This window comes from Mycobacterium sp. SA01, assembly GCF_041287105.1.
Classification (GTDB): domain Bacteria; phylum Actinomycetota; class Actinomycetes; order Mycobacteriales; family Mycobacteriaceae; genus Mycobacterium.
In genome coordinates, this window is sequence record NZ_JBGGNO010000018.1 from 157,998 (window position 1) to 176,643 (window position 18,646).

The 18,646-nt window shown below is 67.6% G+C and carries 17 protein-coding genes; 10 read left to right on the forward strand and 7 right to left on the reverse strand.

The window, feature by feature from the left end; translation table 11 throughout:
* Nucleotides 1-55: 55 nt before the first annotated feature.
* The gene (locus AB4879_RS13795; protein WP_370508029.1) at nt 56-811 is read left to right on the forward strand and encodes a response regulator; all 756 of its coding nucleotides are present in this window, start codon (nt 56-58) and stop codon (nt 809-811) included.
* A gap of 6 nt (nt 812-817) precedes the next feature.
* Here AB4879_RS13795 and AB4879_RS13800 read toward each other — a convergent pair whose 3' ends face one another.
* Together AB4879_RS13800 and AB4879_RS13805 are read right to left on the reverse strand one after the other, a co-directional pair.
* Nucleotides 818-1,030: a ferredoxin gene (locus tag AB4879_RS13800; RefSeq protein WP_370508030.1), complete on the reverse strand. Its 213-nt coding sequence runs from the start codon at nt 1,028-1,030 to the stop codon at nt 818-820.
* 23 nt (nt 1,031-1,053) lie between these two features.
* Nucleotides 1,054-2,046, reverse strand: coding sequence for an FAD:protein FMN transferase (locus tag AB4879_RS13805; RefSeq protein ID WP_370508031.1), 993 nt, complete (start codon nt 2,044-2,046; stop codon nt 1,054-1,056).
* A gap of 361 nt (nt 2,047-2,407) precedes the next feature.
* On the opposite strand from AB4879_RS13805, the gene AB4879_RS13810 reads away from it, so the two are divergent.
* The gene (locus tag AB4879_RS13810) at nt 2,408-3,310 is read left to right on the forward strand and encodes an FkbM family methyltransferase (protein WP_370508032.1); all 903 of its coding nucleotides are present in this window, start codon (nt 2,408-2,410) and stop codon (nt 3,308-3,310) included.
* On the opposite strand, the gene AB4879_RS13815 is transcribed toward AB4879_RS13810, so the two are convergent.
* Both AB4879_RS13815 and AB4879_RS13820 read right to left on the reverse strand, forming a co-directional pair.
* Nucleotides 3,307-4,515, reverse strand: coding sequence for a sensor histidine kinase (locus tag AB4879_RS13815; RefSeq protein ID WP_370508033.1), 1,209 nt, complete (start codon nt 4,513-4,515; stop codon nt 3,307-3,309). The two genes, AB4879_RS13810 and AB4879_RS13815, sit on opposite strands and share 4 nt — an antisense overlap.
* Entirely contained in the window at nt 4,512-5,192 is a 681-nt protein-coding gene (locus AB4879_RS13820; protein WP_370508034.1) for a response regulator transcription factor, read from the reverse strand. Before AB4879_RS13820 ends, AB4879_RS13815 begins: the two co-directional genes overlap by 4 nt.
* Before the next feature lie 183 nt (nt 5,193-5,375).
* Between AB4879_RS13820 and AB4879_RS13825 the strand changes: the two genes are divergently transcribed.
* The 4 genes from AB4879_RS13825 to AB4879_RS13840 all read left to right on the forward strand — a co-directional run bounded on the left by AB4879_RS13825 (nt 5,376) and on the right by AB4879_RS13840 (nt 9,932).
* Entirely contained in the window at nt 5,376-7,769 is a 2,394-nt protein-coding gene (locus AB4879_RS13825) for a heavy metal translocating P-type ATPase (RefSeq protein ID WP_370508035.1), read from the forward strand.
* Between the two features lie 19 nt (nt 7,770-7,788).
* The gene (locus AB4879_RS13830) at nt 7,789-8,301 is read left to right on the forward strand and encodes a hypothetical protein (protein WP_370508036.1); all 513 of its coding nucleotides are present in this window, start codon (nt 7,789-7,791) and stop codon (nt 8,299-8,301) included.
* A complete protein-coding gene (locus tag AB4879_RS13835) occupies nt 8,298-8,585 on the forward strand; it encodes a hypothetical protein (RefSeq protein WP_370508037.1) in 288 nt (95 codons plus the stop codon). Before AB4879_RS13830 ends, AB4879_RS13835 begins: the two co-directional genes overlap by 4 nt.
* 90 nt (nt 8,586-8,675) lie before the next feature.
* Nucleotides 8,676-9,932 carry an MgtC/SapB family protein gene (locus tag AB4879_RS13840; protein WP_370508038.1) on the forward strand — a complete coding sequence of 419 codons (1,257 nt, stop codon included), beginning with the start codon at nt 8,676-8,678 and terminating at the stop codon, nt 9,930-9,932.
* A gap of 140 nt (nt 9,933-10,072) precedes the next feature.
* On the opposite strand, the gene AB4879_RS13845 is transcribed toward AB4879_RS13840, so the two are convergent.
* From AB4879_RS13845 to AB4879_RS13855, 3 genes are read right to left on the reverse strand one after another with little or no spacing between them, the layout of a single operon-like run.
* Nucleotides 10,073-11,362, reverse strand: coding sequence for an SLC13 family permease (locus AB4879_RS13845; protein ID WP_370508039.1), 1,290 nt, complete (start codon nt 11,360-11,362; stop codon nt 10,073-10,075).
* Nucleotides 11,363-11,385: 23 nt separating this feature from the next.
* The gene (locus AB4879_RS13850) at nt 11,386-11,832 is read right to left on the reverse strand and encodes a CBS domain-containing protein (RefSeq protein WP_102806601.1); all 447 of its coding nucleotides are present in this window, start codon (nt 11,830-11,832) and stop codon (nt 11,386-11,388) included.
* 39 nt (nt 11,833-11,871) lie between these two features.
* On the reverse strand, nt 11,872-13,104 hold the full coding sequence (locus AB4879_RS13855) for a cation:proton antiporter (protein ID WP_370508040.1): 1,233 nt from the start codon (nt 13,102-13,104) through the stop codon (nt 11,872-11,874).
* A gap of 207 nt (nt 13,105-13,311) precedes the next feature.
* Here AB4879_RS13855 and AB4879_RS13860 point away from each other — a divergent pair, with 207 nt between their 5' ends.
* The 4 genes from AB4879_RS13860 (at nt 13,312) to AB4879_RS13875 (ending at nt 18,641) form a co-directional block, all read left to right on the forward strand.
* On the forward strand, nt 13,312-13,545 hold the full coding sequence (locus AB4879_RS13860; protein ID WP_370508041.1) for a hypothetical protein: 234 nt from the start codon (nt 13,312-13,314) through the stop codon (nt 13,543-13,545).
* Nucleotides 13,536-14,093 carry an N-acetyltransferase family protein gene (locus AB4879_RS13865; RefSeq protein WP_370508042.1) on the forward strand — a complete coding sequence of 186 codons (558 nt, stop codon included), beginning with the start codon at nt 13,536-13,538 and terminating at the stop codon, nt 14,091-14,093. The genes AB4879_RS13860 and AB4879_RS13865 overlap by 10 nt, the downstream gene beginning before the upstream one ends.
* A gap of 112 nt (nt 14,094-14,205) precedes the next feature.
* Entirely contained in the window at nt 14,206-18,333 is a 4,128-nt protein-coding gene (locus AB4879_RS13870) for a SpoIIE family protein phosphatase (protein WP_370508043.1), read from the forward strand.
* Nucleotides 18,330-18,641, forward strand: coding sequence for an STAS domain-containing protein (locus AB4879_RS13875; protein ID WP_370508044.1), 312 nt, complete (start codon nt 18,330-18,332; stop codon nt 18,639-18,641). The genes AB4879_RS13870 and AB4879_RS13875 overlap by 4 nt, the downstream gene beginning before the upstream one ends.
* Nucleotides 18,642-18,646: the final 5 nt, after the last annotated feature.

Consider the following 18,646-nt stretch of genomic DNA (forward strand, 5'->3'; position numbering starts at 1 on the left):
GGTAAAGATTGTCCCAAGACCCCAACCCGGCTCAGCGGCACGGCACGATGAAGACATGGACCCCAGATCGCAGGCAGCCCCGCACAACGCTGACCCGGGTTATCGCGCCCTGGTGGTGGACGACGAGAAGCCGCTGGCCGAGGTGGTAGCCAGTTATCTGGAACGAGAGCATTTCGAGGTGACGGTGTGTCTGTCCGGGCTCGAAGCGCTGGACGTGGCACGGCAGGTCGATCCAGATGTAGTGGTGCTCGACCTCGGCCTGCCGGGCATCGACGGCCTCGAAGTGTGCCGCCAGCTGCGGACGTTCTCCGACGCATACGTGGTGATGCTGACCGCCCGCGACACCGAAGTCGACACCATCGTCGGACTATCGGTCGGAGCCGACGACTACGTGACCAAGCCGTTCAGCCCCCGGGAACTGGTCGCCAGGATCCGGGCGATGCTGCGCCGCCCACGCTCGGTGGCCGTGCCTGCCGCACCCGCCGGCGAACCGCATACCGAATCGCCGCCGCGGGTGTTCGGACCGCTCTCCATTGACGTTGCCAGTCGTCAGGTGTTCGTCGACGCACAACCGATCTCGTTGACCCGCACCGAGTTCGACATATTGGCCGCACTATCCTCCCGGCCCGGTGTGGTCTGGACCCGTCGGCACCTCATCGACGAGGTCTGGGGTGAACCGTGGGTGGGTAACGACCACCTCGTCGACGTCCATGTCGGGCACGTGCGGCGCAAACTCGGCGACAACCCCGCCGAACCGAAGTTCGTGTTGACCGTGCGGGGCGTGGGCTACCGGATGGGAACCGGGCAGTGACCGTCGTCAGGCGTCCTCGACCAGAGTCAGGGCCAACCGCGGACATCGGGCAACGGCACGACGCGCGTACTTCACCACCGGCCCGGGCACGGCGGGTTCCCGGGAATTGTCGCGGCTGCGCGGATAGCCCCAATCGTCGCGGCTCAGCAGCTGTGGCAGCAGTTCGCTGCACAGCCCGCGCCCGTCGCAGCGTGTCCAATCGATGTGCAGCCGCAACATAGTCGCCTGCCTCGCGTTCTCCGTCATCTCCGCCCACCCGAATTCTCCGCCGGCCAGCCGCCGAGCGTGTGCACGATCCCGTCGCTGTCCACCAGCCGAGCGGGTAACCGCTGTGCCCGGATCCAGTCGACGGCACGCCAGCCGCGGATCACCGCCGCGGTGCTCACCGTGTTGGCCGCCAGACAGCTTGCAGCGACGACGCTGACCGTGCGCCACACCGGCTCCGCCGGCCACCCGGACCGCGGGTCCACGATGTGGTGCATCGCCCGCTTCCCATGCCGCCATCGGCGACGCAGCGTGCTGGACGTGGCCAATGCCACGCCCGGCGACAAGGCGACCATCGCCGCCGGTTGGTCGTCGCCGTCGCAGACCAGCACCTGCCACCCTTCGTCGGGAGCAGCACCGGCCGTCGCGATGTCGCCGCCCAGATTCACCAGCACGCCCGCGCCGGTGATCCGGTGCGCCTGTGCCGCACAGCGATCAGCGGCGACCGCCTTGGCCGTCGACCCCAGGTCGAGTACCACCCCGAGCGGCACCGCGACCATTCGACCGTCGAGGCTGACCATCGACCAGTCGGCCGACTGACTGACCGACATCGCCAGCGGCGCAGACGAATCCACGTCAGCGATGTCACGGTCGTAACCGAGATCGATCAGGCGAGCGCCGATCGTCGGATCGATGTCGCCATCGGTCTGCTGTGCCGCCAGCAGCGCCGCGCCGAGCAGTTCGGCGAGTAGTTCACTGACCTTCGTCGGCCGACCAGACCGCGTGAGGGCGTTGATCTCCGAATCCGGGTTGAATCGTGAGGCCGCAGCGTCGATGGCGTCGAGTTCCGCGTCCACCGCGCACCGCGCGGCGGCGAGGGCATCGGGGTCCGTGACGATGATCTGCATATCCATCGTCCAACGCTGCCAATGGCTTTCCGCGGTCGCCATACCCCTGCGCGCAGCCGGCGTCTCGGCTACCGCACCTGATGCGGCCACGGCGCGAGGTAGCGCGGAACCGGGTGAGTCCATGACTGCATGCTCACAGCCGGTTTTTTGAAACCTCGAAGAATTGGGCCGGCACCGCACGCGGTGGGGCCCGCGTCCGGCGGGGCTGACAATAACCTGAGCGATGGGCGTGAGTTGTCTGGCAAATTCGCCGCGAATTTGCTTGGGAATCTGCGCCTTTGGCACGATCTGGCAGCTTCGGATGCCCCGCCACCGGTGCCGCTCGGATGTTCTTTGCGGGCTCAAAGAATGCGACATGAATTTGTAACGCATGGTTTCGACCCGGTCACCTCTGGAGCTGATGGTTGTCGCGACGGCATGCGGTATGCGCAACGTTGCACGGCGGCTCGGCACTCCCAAGCAATCAGTTCCACGCGCAGAAAGGGTGCTCCGGGCCGCGTTGCTGATACCCGTGTTCGCGGCGCTGTCACTGCTGCTGCGCGGCTATGGCCGTCTGGGGCACGCCGTGAAGCTGCCGGGACGCACCGGTTTCGACGCGACCATGATGTGCCGGCTGCCCGATCTCATCGCCACCTACATCTGGGTTTTCCACGAGTGGGAGCCGGACCTGACCCGGTTCATCGCGAGCCGGCTCGGTGACGGGGACGTTTTCATCGATGTCGGCGCCAACATCGGCTACTACTCACTCCTCGCGGCCGGCCCGGTGGGCGCCCACGGCGGGGTCGTGGCGGTCGAGGCATCGCCGGCAATGTTCGACGATCTGCACCAGAACGTCGATGTCAGCGGCCATCGCGATCGCATCCGTGAGGTGAATATGGCAGCAGCCGCGAAGTCGGGGACGTTGACCGTGTACGCCGGTCCGCGGAACAACGCCGGAATGTCGACCACCTTGCCGTCGCGCGGCCTGCACGCCGAGTCGACGATCGAGGCCAAGCCGCTCGAGGAGATCCTCACGTTCCGCGAGATCACGTCGGCGCGGCTGATCAAGATCGACGTGGAGGGCGCCGAACCCGATGTCCTGGCCGGGATGCGCAACATCATCGGCACCCTGCGGGACGACGCGGAGATCGTCGTCGAACTCTCGCCCCGATGGTGGCCCGACCGGCAGCTGCGACCGGTGGACGTCCTGCGCCCGTTCATCGAGGCCGGATTCAACGTGTACGAGATGACCAACAGCTACTCGGCGTGGCGGTACCTGTGGCCCAATGACGTACGCGACGCGATCCGGCTGCGCGGTCCGCTCACCGCCCGGGTATCACGATTGGATCTGGTGCTGTCTCGCCACGACGGCGAGCGGCTGGCAATCGACGCGCGCGCACCCCGCTAGCCGACCGGGGCGGCCGGAAGAGTCAGGGTGAAAGTCGCGCCCTGCCCGGAGGTCGACTCGACGCTCACCTCCCCGCCGTGCGCATGGGCGATCTCACGCACCAGCGCCAACCCGATCCCGTACGACTGCCGCTGGGTGCGTGTGGTGTGCTCGGTGCCGCGCGCGAACCGGGTGAACAACGTGGCCATCGCGTCGGGGTCGATGCCGACACCGTCGTCGGCGACCTCAGCCTTGATCATCGAGCCGTGCCGGCTCAGACGGATGTCGACGACCCCGCCGGAATGCTCGTGACTCAAGGCGTTGTCCACCAGCGCGGTGAGCGCCCGGCGCAATGCAGCACTGGAGCCGATGATCTCGAAAGAACCTGTACTGCTTGGCTTTTCGTAACGCAGACTGACACCAAGTGCGTCGGCGTATGGCGCCAGGCTGTGGTAGACGTCGTTTGCCACCGAGGCCAGGTCGACCCGGTCGCGTGGCGACTCGCCGGCCGTCATCGTCGCCGAAGCCAGCAGATCGTCGACGATGTCGCTGAGCGCCCGGGTGTCGGCGACCAGCGCCTCGGCGTCGGCGCGGACCGCCTGAGCGTCCGCGGCGCCGGCCCGCTGGGCCAGTATCTGGGCGCGAGTGTGCAACACCGTCAACGGCGCCCGCAGTTCATGCGACGCGTCCGCGACGAACCTGCGCTGCAACGCCAACGCCTGGGCCAGCGGGCGCACCGACCGGCGGGTGAACAACACCACCACCGCGATCGATGCCAGGATGCCGGCCAGTTCGGCGAAGGCCACCGACATCAGCAGACGGTTGCGGCCCGCGTGGTAGGGGGCGAGATCCATCATCGCCACCACCCGACCCTCGGGCCGGTCCACCACGAACGTTCGGTACTGGCGCCCCTCGGTGTGCAGGTCGCCGAACCCCGCTGGCCCGGACAGAAGCGCAACGCCGGGCTGCCCGCCATCGCTGACCGACACCTCACCGTTGTTCTCGCGCAGTGCGAGTTCCATATCCGGCGGCGGGTCGCCGGCGTCGTCAGCCGACATGGCCAACGTCCGCAACTCGGCGTCGATCTGACGGTTCTGGGCACGCACATAGACCGTGAACACCACCCCGCCCACGACCAGCAGCACCAGGGCAAGGGCAACCGACGCCTGAATCGCGGCGATGCGGCCGGCCCGCCGCACCACGGCGAGATCACCCGCCGGAGTCATTCGTACCCGAATCGGTAGCCGGCGCCGTGGACCGTGCGGATCACCTGCTTGCCGAGCTTGCGCCGCAGATAGTGCACGTAGAGATCCACCGCCCCGCCGGACTCGGCGCCTTCGAACACCAAGTCGAGCAACTGCGCCCGGCTGTACACCCGTTTGGGTGCGGACATCAGCGTCGCCAGCAGGGAGGCTTCCCGCTCGGACAACTCGACATCCCGGCCGTCCGTGCCGGCCCCCGACACCCGGCGGGTCACCCGGTCCAGCCGCAGTCCGCCTGCGGCGACGACGGTGGCGGAGTTGTCGATTCGCCGCAGCAGCGCGCGCACCCGGGCCAGCAGCTCGGGGACCTCGAAGGGCTTCACCAGGTAGTCCTGCGCGCCCGCATCGAGGCCCTCCACCCGATCGTCCACCGCTCCGCGCGCCGTCAAGATCAGCGCAGGTGTGGCAATCCCCTTCGACCGGAGAAGCGCGATCAGGTCCGCGCCGTCCATCACCGGCAGTCCACGGTCCACGATCAAAGCGTCGTAATCCCCCGTCAGCCCGCGATGCAACCCCTGCTGTCCGTCGTATGCGGTGTCGACGCGATACCCCTCCTCGGTCAGCAGCCCCGCCAGCATCGCACTGAGCGCGTGATCGTCCTCGACGACCAGAACCGCGGGGGCGACGCTCGGTGTGGGCACTCAGCGAGCCTGCCACGCAACACGACTCGTCGCCGCCGAACACAAGTTCTTTCAGCGCTCAAAGATGGTGACCTTGTCCTCTTAACGCACGGCCCGGCCGTCATGAGGATGACGGCAAGAGGCTCGAGGAGGGCAAGTGATCCGAACTGCCGTGCCCGCTCGCGAACGTGCCGGGGCCGGGCCGTGAGTGACACCGCGCGCGCCGAGCGGCCGTTGTGGCTTCGGATCCGGCCGCTGGTCGAGCCGGTTCTGTTGGCGGTCACGGTGACGGCTCTGCTGCTGGGCGGCCTCGCCTGGCTGATCGGCCTGCGCGGGATCGCCGACGGCATCTGGGTCGCGGGAACACTGTCCGCAGTGGTGCCCGCCCTGGTCTGGGTTGTCCTTTCGCTGTACCGGGGCCGTGCCGGGGTTGATCTGCTGGCCGTGCTCTCCCTGGTCGGCACGCTGTGGGTGGGCGAGTATGTGGCCGGCGCCTTGATCGCGGTGATGCTGTCCACGGGCCGCTTTCTGGATGCTGCCGCGCAGCGCCGAGCATCGAAGGATCTGCGGGCCCTGCTCGAGCACGCGCCGCGTTTTGCACGGCGCAAGACCGGCGACGCAATCACGGTCGTCCCACTGGTGGACGTCGCGGTCGGTGACGTGCTGGTGGTCGGTCCCGGCGAGGTGGTGCCGGTGGATGGCCGCATCGAGGGCGCCGAGGCGATTCTCGACGAATCGGTCCTGACCGGTGAGCCCTTGCAGGTCGAACGTGCGATCGGTGAGCCGGTCCGCAGCGGTGTGGTGAATGCCGCCACTGCCTTCGACATCCGCGCGACGGCCACCGCCGCCAACAGCACCTACGCCGGGATCGTGCGATTGGCCGAGCAGGCAGGCTCCGAAAGCGCACCTATCGTTCGGCTCGCTGACCGCTATGCGGCAGCTTTTCTGCCGGTGGCGCTGGCGGTAGCGGCCGCCGCGGGGCTGGCCAGCGGTTCATGGGTCCGCGCGGTGGCGGTGCTGGTGGTGGCGACCCCGTGCCCACTGCTGCTGGCCGCGCCGGTGGCGATCGTGTCCGGATTGTCGCGCGCATCTCGCCATGGTGTCGTCGTCCGCAGCGGCGGCGCACTCGAAAACCTGGGGCATGCACAAACATTGGTGATGGACAAGACCGGCACGCTCACCGCCGGCCGCCCTGTCGTGGTCGATGTCCTGCCCGCGCCCGGCTACGACCGCAGGGAGGTTCTGCGCCTGGCCGCATCCGTCGATCAGATGTCCCCCCATGTGCTGGCCGAGGCGATCGTCACCGAAGCGCTCGCGCAGGAAATACCGTTGTCGTTGCCAGTCAACATGATCGAGCAACCGGGGCGGGGCGTCGCCGCCACCGTCGATGGCGCGCAGGTATCCGTGGGCAAACTCGCCACCGCCGTTCCGGAAGCGGGGTGGGCGCGCGCGGCGGTCAACCGCGCGAGCCTCGATACCGCCGCTATTGCGTGGGTCGGTGTCGACGCCGATGTGATCGGCGCAGTCTTGCTACGAGATCCGCTGCGCCGCAGCGCGCCCCGAACCATGCGCCGGCTACGCGCGGCGGGTTTCACCCGGCTGGTCATGCTGACCGGCGACCGGGCCGCGCCCGCGCGCGAGGTAGGCACCGTCCTCGGGTTGGACGAGGTGTACGCGGATCAAAGCCCCGCGGACAAGGTGTCCGCCGTACGCGCCGAACGGGAAAAGGCGGTGACGGTCATGGTGGGCGACGGCGTCAACGACGCCCCCGCCCTGGCGGCGGCCACAGTCGGTGTAGCCATCGGCGCACGCGGCGCCACCGCGTCATCGGAAGCCGCCGATATCGTGTTGACCACGGATCGACTGGATCGTCTGGCCGACGCGATGGATATCGCCCGCTGGTCGCGCCACATCGCGGTGCAGAGCGCGGTCGTCGGAATGACCTTGTCGTTGCTGGCAATGGGCGTCGCCGCGTTCGGTTGGCTGCCGCCCGCGGCAGGCGCGCTCCTGCAGGAGGCCATCGACGTCGCCGTGATCCTGAATGCGTTACGCGCGCTTCGCGGTAACCCCGCGGTCGGGGTTGCACTTCCTCACGAGACCGAAGCCCTTCTGCTCCGATTCGCCGCCGAACACGACGTCCTGCGAGACGCGCTCTCCCAGCTTCGCGATGCCGCCTCCCAACTCGACAGCCAGCGCGACGGCCCGGCCATCGACGCGCTCGACCGTGCCTACCGGTTCCTCACCGACCAGTTGCTGCCCCACGAGGATGCCGAACAGAACGACCTCTACCCGGCACTGGCCGGACCCCTGGGCAGCACCGAAGCGACCGCCACCATGAGCAGGACACATGCCGAGATCCATCGCCTGACCGATCGGATCGGCAACCATCTCGAACTGGCCCGAAACGCCGGAGCCGTCCAGTTCGACCAGCTCGACGACCTTCGTGCCTGCCTCTACGGGCTGCACGCGTTGCTGCGTCTGCACTTCCTGCAGGAGGAAGAGAACTATTTCACCCTCACCGACGCTGAGGACCCCGGGGCGGAGAGGACAGCGGACTCATGTCGTCACCTCAGCGGCAATAGTGTTGATGGAACGTGATATTGCGGGAGGTCCCACGGTGCTGACGATCCGATCCGAAGTAACGGTTCCGGGGTTGACCGCAGCCGAGGTCACCGGGTTCCTGTCCGACTGGACCGATGCGGCGTACCAGAAGTGGTGGCCCGGCGTGCATCTTCACCTGCACCCAGTCGGCGCGGGACGATCCGGCCACGTAGGTGATGCGGTGTTCATGGACGAGTTCATCGGTAAGCATCGCCTCCGGATGACGGCGGTGGTCATCGAGGCCGAACCCGGCCGAAAGATCGTGTGGCAGATGAAGAAAGGCGTCCGGCTGCCGGCTTGGCTGACGATCGAGGTCACCGACCGCGCCGGCAGCGTGGATGTTCGCCACACGATTACGGCCGGATGGACGGGTCCGGGACGCCTGTTGGACCCGCTTCTGCGGATGTACTTCTCGGCGGACTTCACCAGCGCGATGGACCGGCACGTGCACACCGAATTCCCGTTGATACGTGAACGGCTGCACCCGGCCGCACAAGTAATACCGCTCGAGGATAGGAGCCCACCATGAATCGCGAAGCGTGCAAGTTCTTTTCGGGATCGTTCGCCGCCCTGGGTTACGCCCACGCCGCATATGCGGTGGCGACATCCCGCGGAATCATCAACGAACCTGTCTTCCTCGGCCGGCGCTGGGGCGTTGGCTTCATGTGGTCAGAAGCGGCGGTGTACACCGCGCTGGCCGTGGCACTGGGGTACGCGGGGTGGGGCGCGGAACGCCACGAGCAGCAGCGGAGCATCCAGGCCACCGAACCCATGGCCGCCGCCGAAGCATCCCGCCCGGCTCCGGGACAGTGACGGCGCGGCCCGCGCCACGCGATCACTCCTACCGGGCCGCACGACCTCGCCATAGGATTGCCCGGTGACGGTGTTGCGGGGGGCTTCGCTGTGAACGTGCAGCAGCTGGAGCCGTTCCTGGTGGCGTTGGCCATCGGATTGCTGCTCGGTTTCGAGCGTGAACGTAGCCACAGCCGCCGGCTGCCCGCCGGTTCGCGCTCGTTCGCGCTGCTGTCGCTGGCCGGCGCGGTCGCGGCCAGCTTCAACACATGGGCAGTCGTCGCCGGGATGGTCTGCGTCGCAGCGCTTTTCACTCTTGCCTATCTCCGTACCAGCCAGGACGATCCCGGAACCACCACCGAGATAGCCGCGTTTGTGGCCTACCTGCTCGGCGCCCTGGCCTACACCCGTCCCGCGGTGTCCGTGGCGCTCGCGGTGATCGTGACACTGCTGCTGGTGTCGAAAACCCGGATCCATCGGTTCGCCCGGGAAATCGTCAGCGAGATCGAACTCGAGGACGCCATCAAGTTCTTCGTGGTCGCCTTCGTGATTCTGCCCCTGCTGCCGGATCGACAGATCGGGCCCTATGGGGTTCTCAACCCGTCGAAGGTGTGGCTGCTGGTCGTGCTGCTGACCGGCATCGGCTGGCTCGGCTACATCGGTGTTCGCGCCCTGGGTCCCCAGCGCGGGCTCCTCGTCACCGGTTTGGCGGGCGGCTTCGTGTCGGCCAGCGCGACCACGGCGTCCATGGGCCGGGCCAGCCGCACCGATGCCGGCCTACGCGCACCGCTGGCGGGCGCCCTGCTGGCCAGTGGCGCCACCTTTGCCCAACTTCTCCTGGTGATCGGCCTGGTCGACATCGACGTGCTGCGCAGGCTGTGGCTTCCCGCCGTCGCGGGAGCCGTCGTCCTCGTCGGCGTGGCGCTGGCGGTGTACCGGAGCGCCGCACAGGACCGCCGCCAGGCCCCGGCGCCCGACGGTGCGGCCGGGTCCACGCCGGCCGCCCGGCCGTTCGCACTGCGACCCGCTCTCATCCTGGCCGCGGTGCTGACCGTGGCCCTGCTCGTCGGACGTTGGGGCGCAGACGTATTGGGGCCGCAGGGCGCGGTGCTCGCCGCGTTCGCAGCGGGGCTCGCCGACGCACACGCCGGTTCGGTCGCGGCGGCAAGCCTGGCCGCCAAAGGCGATATCAGCGTCGACACCGCATTGGTCGCGATCGCCGCCGCGCTCGGGTCCAACCTGCTGGTGAAAGTCGTGCTCGCCTTCACCGCCGGCGGGCGCCGCTTCGGGTTGGGGTTCGTCGCAGGCATGGCCGCCCCGACAGTGGTGTTCGGTGCGGCGCTGGCCGCCGCGGTCGTCTTCGGCTGAGCAGCGTGCCTCAGCGCTTGGTGCCACCTGCCGGGCTGCCGGCTGACGTTATGCCGCTGCGGTGGGGCGGACGTACCCGCGGCCAAACCGATCAAACGCGGGGCGGATGGTTTCCCAGGAACAAGGCAGAATCGGCCCGGTCAGCCGAACACGAAGTAGCGCAACCACACGTAGGGCACCGCGACCCCCACCGTCAACGCGGTCACAATCGCGCCTTTGCGGGTGAACTCCCAGAAGCTGATGGGGTATCCCTCCCGGGCTGCGATACCCAGCATCACGACGTTCGCACTCGCGCCGACGGCGGTGAGGTTGCCGCCGAAGTCCGCTCCGATCGCCAGCGACCACCACAGGGCTTGGCCGTGTACGGGATTGGCCACGGTCGCGGCGAGATCAGCGACCACCGGGCTCATCGTGGCGACGTACGGGATGTTGTCGATCACGCCCGATAACAGCGCCGAGACCAGCAGTATCGCCATCGCTGCCAACAACGGACTGCCGCCCGTTGCCGTCCCGGCGAATTCGGCCACCTGTGCGATGACCCCGGTCTTCACCAGTGCACCCACGAGAATGAACAGGCCCGCGAAGAACAGCAGCGTGTCCCACTCGACGCTGCCCAGGTAATGCCTGCGCTCGACGCCGGAGATGAGGATCAGAACGCCGGCCCCCAGCAACGCGACCACTGACGGCTCGACGTGAATCACCGAGTGCCCGATGAACGCGGCGAAGACCGCGCCGAGTACCACGCCGCACTTGACCAGTAGGCGCACATCCCGGATCGCCTCCCGCTCGTCGAGCGACATCACCTCAGCGACCCGGTCGGCTTCGACGGCAAACGAACCGCGGAACAATATCGGCAGTGTCGCCAGGAACACGGCGAGCGCTATCACCACCAACGGGGACACGTGGACCAGGAAGTCGTTAAACGACAAGCCCGCTCGGCTGCCGATGATGATGTTCGGCGGGTCGCCGATCAGAGTCGCGGTGCCGCCGATGTTGGAGGCGAACACTTCGGCGAGCAGGAACGGTACGGGGTTGATGGCCAACCGGTCGCACACCAGGAGCGTCACCGGCGCGATCAGCAGGACAGTGGTGACGTTGTCGAGCAAGGCCGATGCCGCGGCGGTGATCAAGGCCAGCAGGATCATCACCCGCAGCGGAGATCCCTTGGCCCGCTTGGCTGCCCAAATCGCGGTGTACTCGAAGACGCCCGTTTGCCGCAGGACACCGACGATCACCATCATGCCCAGCAGCAGGAAGATGACGTCCCAGTCGATCCCGGTCTCACGTGAATAGAAAATGTCATCGGAACCGACGGTCCCGATGGCCACCACAACGGCGGCTCCCCCGAGAGCCGCTTTGACTTTGTTGATCCGCTCGGTCGCGATCAGCAGATACGCCACGGCGAAGACGGCAAGGGCGACGACGGCCATCGGTTATCGTGTGCCCGTCGAGCTCAGTGAGTCCCCAGCGCGACTTCCAACAGTCGCGATGCGGTGATGACACCGACGAGTTGCTTGCCGGTCATCACCGCCACCAGCGGCGAGTGATCCCGGGCCATGATCGCGGCGACTTCCACAATCGTGTCGTCGGCGTCGACCGTCGGCATGTGCGGAGCCGACTTGGGCAGCACCTGCTGAACCGATTTCCCACCCAGTTTGTCCGCGATCCGGTCGGCCGCTTGTTCGCCCAGTACACCAGCCAGCGAGGGATCGTCCTGGATGTAGGCCGGAACCAGCAGGCGCACGACTTGCGACGCCGGAAGGATCGTCAGCGGGATGCCCTGCGCGTCGGTGACGACCAAACCCGGCAGTCGCTGTTCGGCCATCAAGCGCACCGCGTCCAGGGCAGCGGAATCCAATGCGACGACCGGAAATTGTTCGGCGATCTGCTTTGCGCGCACAAGAGAACGGTACGTCCTCGGCCGCCGCCGGTGCGCCAGTCACGCGGACTCCGGCGCTCTGCGGTCGGCAGCGGAGGGTTCACCGGGCTCCGGCCGGCCGGCCGGCAGATTGTCGGGCGGCTCGACGCGAAGCAATTTGGCCACCGGGACGTCGGTGGAGGAATGCAGCACGATCGACAGCGCGATTGTCACCGCGACGAGGTCGAAGACAAGCTGGTTGTCGGGAATGCCCGACTGCAGAGCGAGCAGCCCGTACACCACCGACGCGAACCCTTTGGGGCCGAACCAGGCCGCCGTGAGCCGCTCGCGCCGCGGCATCTTCGTGCGCAGCAGCGAAACCAGCAGTGACACCGGGCGAATCACCACAATCGCCACCACCGCCAGCAGCCAGCCCTGCCAACCCAGGTGCGACAGCCTTTCCGGGGTGATCAGCGCTCCGAAGACCAAGAGCGCCGCGAACTTCGTGAGCTCGGCCAACAGATCGCCGAACGGTTCAAACCGCTCGGCAGTCAGCGGGTCCAGCGTCGCCAGAGTCGAGCCTGCCGCGAACGCGGCCAAATAGGGATTGGCGTGGGTCAGGTGGCAGCCGGCGTAGACGACCACCGCTATGGCGACCGGCCCCAGCGGCTGCAGTCGCGGCTCGGCGGTGAGGACCTTGCTGCGCCAGGCCAGTGCCACCAGCGCGGCAATACCGAAGCCGAGGACCAGGCCCAGCGCGAGCTCTTCGAGAACCTCGGTCCAGTGCGAGCTCTCGTGTTTGGCGGTGGCGAGGAAGATCAGCACGAACGGCAGCGCCAGCCCGTCGTTGAGGCCCGACTCCACGTTCAGCAGCCGCCGCAATCGCAGCGGAATATCGGACCGACCCACCAGCGCGGCGGCGAACACCGGATCGGTCGGCGACAGAATCGCACCGAGGAGAAACGCGGTTGGCCAGTCCAGCCCCGCCAGCAAGTGCGCCGGAACGGCGATTCCCACCATCGTCAACGGCATCCCCAGCCCGAGAGCTCGCCCGGACAGCCGCCAATTCTCGCGCAGCGCACGCATATTGGCGCGCTGACCGTCGGTGAACAGGACGGTGAACAAGGCGATGTCCGCCAGAGCGGCGACCATGCCATGCCCGGGGCCCAGGTCGACGATGTCGAATCCACCCGGTCCGATCAACGCTCCCGCCACCAGGAACATCAACGCCGTGGACAGCACAGTCCTGGCTGCCACACCGGATAGCGAGACACTGATCAGCAGCACCACACCGAATGCCAGGACAAGTGCCACGCCTGAGTCTCCGTATCTTCGCTCGAGTCGACCGCCCGTCCGGGCGCGACTGCCGACCAGACTTCCCGGCACACCTTCGCGTAAAGATGCCGTAAAGGCCGGGAGCAGGCAACCGTGGGGGTACCACCGGCGCCAACCGGCAAACCGGGCACCCGAACACCGCCGCTGCCCGTGTGCCATCATTTTTGCGGGGTGAGGAGGAGTTTCGTGCGTTCTCAACGGTGTGTGGTGGTGGCCCTACTCACACTCGTTGCGGCGGGCCGCGCCACGCCGGCAGCGGCGGTCGCTGCCCCGATCGGGCGCCTCGACATCCCGCCACACTCCCCCCGTTTCCCGATCTACGCCGCCGACGCGCTCCAAGGGACAACGATGGCCGGCCGGGTGGCCGTGAGCAATCCGCACACCGGTGAGCATGCAGCCGAGCGGAACCCGTGGACCTGAACTCTCCCAACAGTTTTGCGGCCGTCGAGATAACCGATGCCGACGAAGCCGATGCCGACGGATTGGCTGAACTGGCAGCCGCCACCTTCCCGCTCGCCTGCCCGCCGACCTCGCCGCCGGCCGACATCACGGCCTTCATCACCGCGCATCTGTCGCGCGAGCGGTTCACCGAGTATGTCGCCGACCCGTCGCGCACCGTGCTCGCCGCCCGGGCCGCAGGTCGAATGGTCGGCTACGCCATGCTGATCGACGGGGTCGGTGCCGATCCCGACGTCGCGCAGGCAATCACCCCGCGCCCCGCGGTCGAGCTGTCCAAGCTTTATGTGCTGGCCGACAGCCACGGGTCGGGAATCGCTGCGGCGCTGATGGACGCCACGGTGAATCGGGCGGCCGGCGCCGGGGCCCGGTGCGTCTGGCTGGGCGTGAACCAGCGAAATATTCGCGCGCAACGGTTCTATGGCAAACATGGGTTCACCGTCGTCGGCACCAAGACATTTCCGATGGGGACACATACCGAACAGGACTACGTGATGGTGCGCCCGTTGTAATCTCGCGCCACGGAGTCGGCTTGGTCAACTAACCCGCTGGTTTGACGACGGGGCCGTAAGGTGAACCCGTTGGCTGATCACACCAGGCCGGATCTAGCCGAAAGGACGTTTGGTGGACGTTGGATCAGCTTCCGGCCCCGACGATCAAGTCGGTCACGACCTCGCCGAAGTCGATTGGGCGTCAACCCCGCTAGGACCGTCCGCCGACTGGCCGCAGAGCCTGCGGACCGCCGTCAGCATCGTGCTGTCCTCCCGGTTCTCCATGTGGATGGCCTGGGGCGCCGATCTCACGTTCTTCTGCAACGACGCCTACCGTCGCGACACGCTCGGCCGCAAATATCCGTGGGCGCTGGGCCGCCCCCTCAGTGAGGTCTGGGCCGAGATCTGGGACGATATCGGCCCGCGCATCGACCGGGTCCTGGCGACCGGCGAAGCCACCTGGGACGAGGCGCTCATGCTGTTCCTCGAGCGGTCGGGCTACCCCGAAGAGACCTACCACACGTTCTCCTATAGCCCCCTGCGTGACGACGCGGGCCACGTGGTCGGCGTGCTGTGCGTTGTCAGTGAGGACACCGACCGGGTGATCGGCGAACGGCGGATGGCCACGCTGCGGCACCTCGGATCGGACCCGTCGGTGGTGCGCACCGAGTCGGAGATGCTGGCGTTCGCGGGCCGCCAACTCGACCGCAACACCCTCGATCTGCCGTTCACTCTCACGTATCTGTTCGATGATGACGGGACCGCCCACCTCGCCGGAGCCAGCGGAATTGCCGCCGGTCATGCTGCGGCCCCGGCGGCACTGACCCGCGGCGGTTCAGGCATCTGGCCAGTCGACCAGCCCGCCTGCGGCGAATCGGTGGTCGTCGACCTCGTCGGTCCGGCGTTCACCGATCTGCCCGCCGGTGAATGGCCCAAACCGCCGAGCCAGGCGCTGGTGACGCCGCTGCTGGCCCAGGGCGGCGTCCCGTCCGGCTTCCTGGTCGCGGCGCTGAACCGCTACCGGCCGCTCGACGACGAGTACCGCGGATTCATCGATCTGGTCGCCGGGCACATCGCGACCGGCGTCTCCAGCGCCCGCAGCTACAGCGAGCAGCAGCGGCGGGCTGACGCACTGGCCCAGTTGGACCGCGCCAAGACGACGTTCTTCTCCAACATCAGCCACGAGTTCCGCACCCCGATCACGCTGATCCTGGGCCCGGTCGGCGAGCTGCGGGCCCACGCCGGCCTGGATGAACGTGCTCAGCAGGAACTCGACGTGATCCAGCGCAACGGCCTGCGGCTGGCCAAACTCGTCAACACCCTGCTGGACTTCTCCCGGATAGAAGCCAACCGGGTCCAGGCCCATTACGAGCCGGTCGACCTGGCCCAGGTGACCGCCGAACTGGCCAGCGTGTTCCGTTCGGCCATCGATCGTGCCGATCTCGAGCTGATCGTCGACTGCCGTCCCCTGGCCGAGCCGGTGTACCTGGATCGCGACATGTGGGAAAAGGTCATCCTCAACCTGCTGTCCAACGCGCTGAAATACACCTTCGCCGGATCGATCACGGTCCGGGTCACCCACGACGGCGACGAGGCCGTGGTGACCGTCGCCGACACCGGCATCGGCGTGCCCGCCGCCGAGATGCCGCGCCTGTTCGAGCGGTTCCACCGGATCGAGAGCGCCCGCGCCAGGTCCACCGAGGGCAGCGGCATCGGCCTGGCCCTGGTGAAGGAACTCGTCAGCCTGCACGGCGGCACCATCACTGCCGACAGCGTCGAGGACGCCGGCACCACCTTCACCATCCGGCTGCCGATCGGATCCGGGCATCTTCCCGCTGAGGCGCTCAGCCCGGCGGGCACCAACCGGTCGTCGAACATCGCCGAGCCGTACGTGCAAGAGGCATTGCGCTGGCTGCCCGACAGCGGCACCGGCGCCCTGACCGCCGTGCCCAACCCACCGTCGGCCGTCGAGTCACCGAGCCGTGTGCTGGTTGCCGACGACAACGCCGACATGCGTGAGTACCTGGTCCGGCTGCTGCGCGGCGCCGGATACCAGGTCGAGGAGGTCTCCGATGGCCAGCAGGCGCTGAACCGCATCCGAGCCGACCGACCGGATCTCGTGGTCAGCGACGTGATGATGCCCCGCCTCGACGGCCTGGCTTTGGTGGCCGCCCTGCGCAATGACCCGCACACCGTGGCGGTGCCCGTCCTGCTGCTGTCGGCGCGCGCCGGTCAGGAGGCCTCGATCGAAGGCCTGCAGGCGGGCGCCGATGACTATCTGGTGAAGCCGTTCGTCGCCGCCGAGCTACTGGCCCGCGTGCGGGCGAACATCGAGCTGGCCAAGCTTCGCAGCCACCACCTCCGGTGGCGGACCGCGCTGGTCGAGTCCCTGCAGGAGGCGTTCTTCGTCTGCGACGAAGTAGGTGCCGTCATCGAGATGAACAAGGCCTTCACCGACATTCTTGGCTACGGGCCCGAGGACCTGCCCTACGACCCGGTCCACCCGTGGTGGCCGGACGCCGAAACCCAGCCTGAGGCCAATGCGCAGATCGTGGATGCGTTCGCCGCCATCCCCGATCAACCGCACGGCAGCTACACCGTGCCGGTCAATCACCGGGACGGGCATCGGGTCTGGATCACCGCCAACATCGCGCACGCCCAGGACCCGGCGACGGGCCGCAGCGTCATGGTCGGCACATTCCGAGACGTCACCGCCGAGCACTACAGCGTTCAACGTCAGACCGCCCTTGCCACACTGAATCAGCAACTGGCACAGGCAGATGCGGTGGATGACGCACTGCATGGGGCGTTGGAGCAAGTCCGCGGGCAGTGGTCGGCCCGGCGAGTGCTGGCGGCGATGTTCCCGGGTGGCGGCGGCGCGACCGGGCCGAGATCGGGACATCCCGATTTCGCCGGTGACGCCGATGAGGCACAGTGGGCTGCCCTGGCACCGGAGGCCCGAGAGCACATCATCGAACTCGGCAGCAGCGGCAACTTGCTCACGCCCGACACCAGCATCGCCGGGTCGGCCGGCATCGCACTGCAACATCCGCGCGGCACCCTGGTCATCTGGATCGAACTCCCCGCGGAAAGACCGTTCACCCCTGAAGACATGACGCTACTGACCGTGCTCAGCGGCCGCCTCGGACAGGGTTTGCAGCGCGTCCACCAACTTGACCAGCAGCGGGAAACCGCACTGGCACTGCAACATTCGATCCTGGGTCCGGACGATCTGCCTGCTGGATTCGCGGTGCGCTACCAGCCGGCGTCCCACCCGCTGCAGGTGGGTGGCGACTGGTATGACGTGATCGCGCTCGACGACAGCCGGATCGCCCTGGTCGTCGGCGACTGCGTCGGACACGATCTGAGCGCAGCGACGGTCATGGGACAGCTGCGCAGCGCCTGTCGCGCACTACTGCTCGAAAGATCAAGCCCAGCAGCAGCTTTGGCCGGACTGGACCGTTTCGCCGCGCGACTTCCCGGCGCGCGGTCCACCACCGCCTTCTGCGCGATCCTGAATCCCGCCACAGGTGAGCTGGTGTACTCCAGTGCCGGCCACCCACCACCGATCCTGGTGTGTCCGGATGGCTCCACCACGCTGCTCGAGGGCGGCCACTCCGTCGCGCTGGGTATCCGACCTGACCGGGAACGCCCCCAGACCGCGGTGACCCTGCCCCCGCAGGCCACCCTGCTGCTGTACACCGACGGCCTGGTCGAGCGCAGGCGTCGCTCGCTCGACGACGGAATAGAGCAGGCCGCCAACCTTATTCGCGACGACAGCGCCCTCGACCTCGACCCATTGGCCGACCAGATAATGACAAGCCTGGCACCGCCAGGCGGATACCAGGATGACGTCGCCTTGCTGATCTACCGACACCCGAAACCACTGGAAGTGACGATCCCCGCCGACCCGCTGCACCTGGCACCGGCCCGCGCTGCTCTGCGGGACTGGTTGACGTCGGCCGGGATCGACCACGACCAGGCGCAGGACGTCCTCGTCGCCGCCGGCGAGGCCGTCACGAACGCCATCGAGCACGGGTACCGCCACGGCGCGGGCGGCACGATCACCCTGCAGGCCACCTCCGAAGTCGATCTTCTGCGCCTGACCATCTCCGACGCCGGCTCGTGGAAGCCGAAGGAGACCGGTTACACCCACCGTGGCCGTGGCATCCAGATCATGGAAGCGTTGATGGAGGATGTCTCGATCCTCCCCGACGAAAGCGGCACCGTCGTGCGCCTGTCGACCAGGATCCGCCGATGAGCACCCCGCTGACAGTTCACGTCGAACGAGCCGCCGACGGCCAGCTGGTGCTGCGGGCTTCCGGCGAGATCGACGCCAGTAACGTGGCCGACTTCGCCGAGGCGCTCAATGCCGCGGTCGACGGTGGCAGCGACCTCAACGTGGATCTGACCGCGGTGGACTATCTGGACAGTGCCGCTATCAATGCCCTTGTCCCCCACGCCGAATCGCTACAGATCATCGCAAACCCGCTACTGATGCGGGTGCTGACGGTGAGCGGCCTGGCCGAACTCGCCAAGATCCGGCCTGCAGCCGAACCCGGCGACTGACGCCG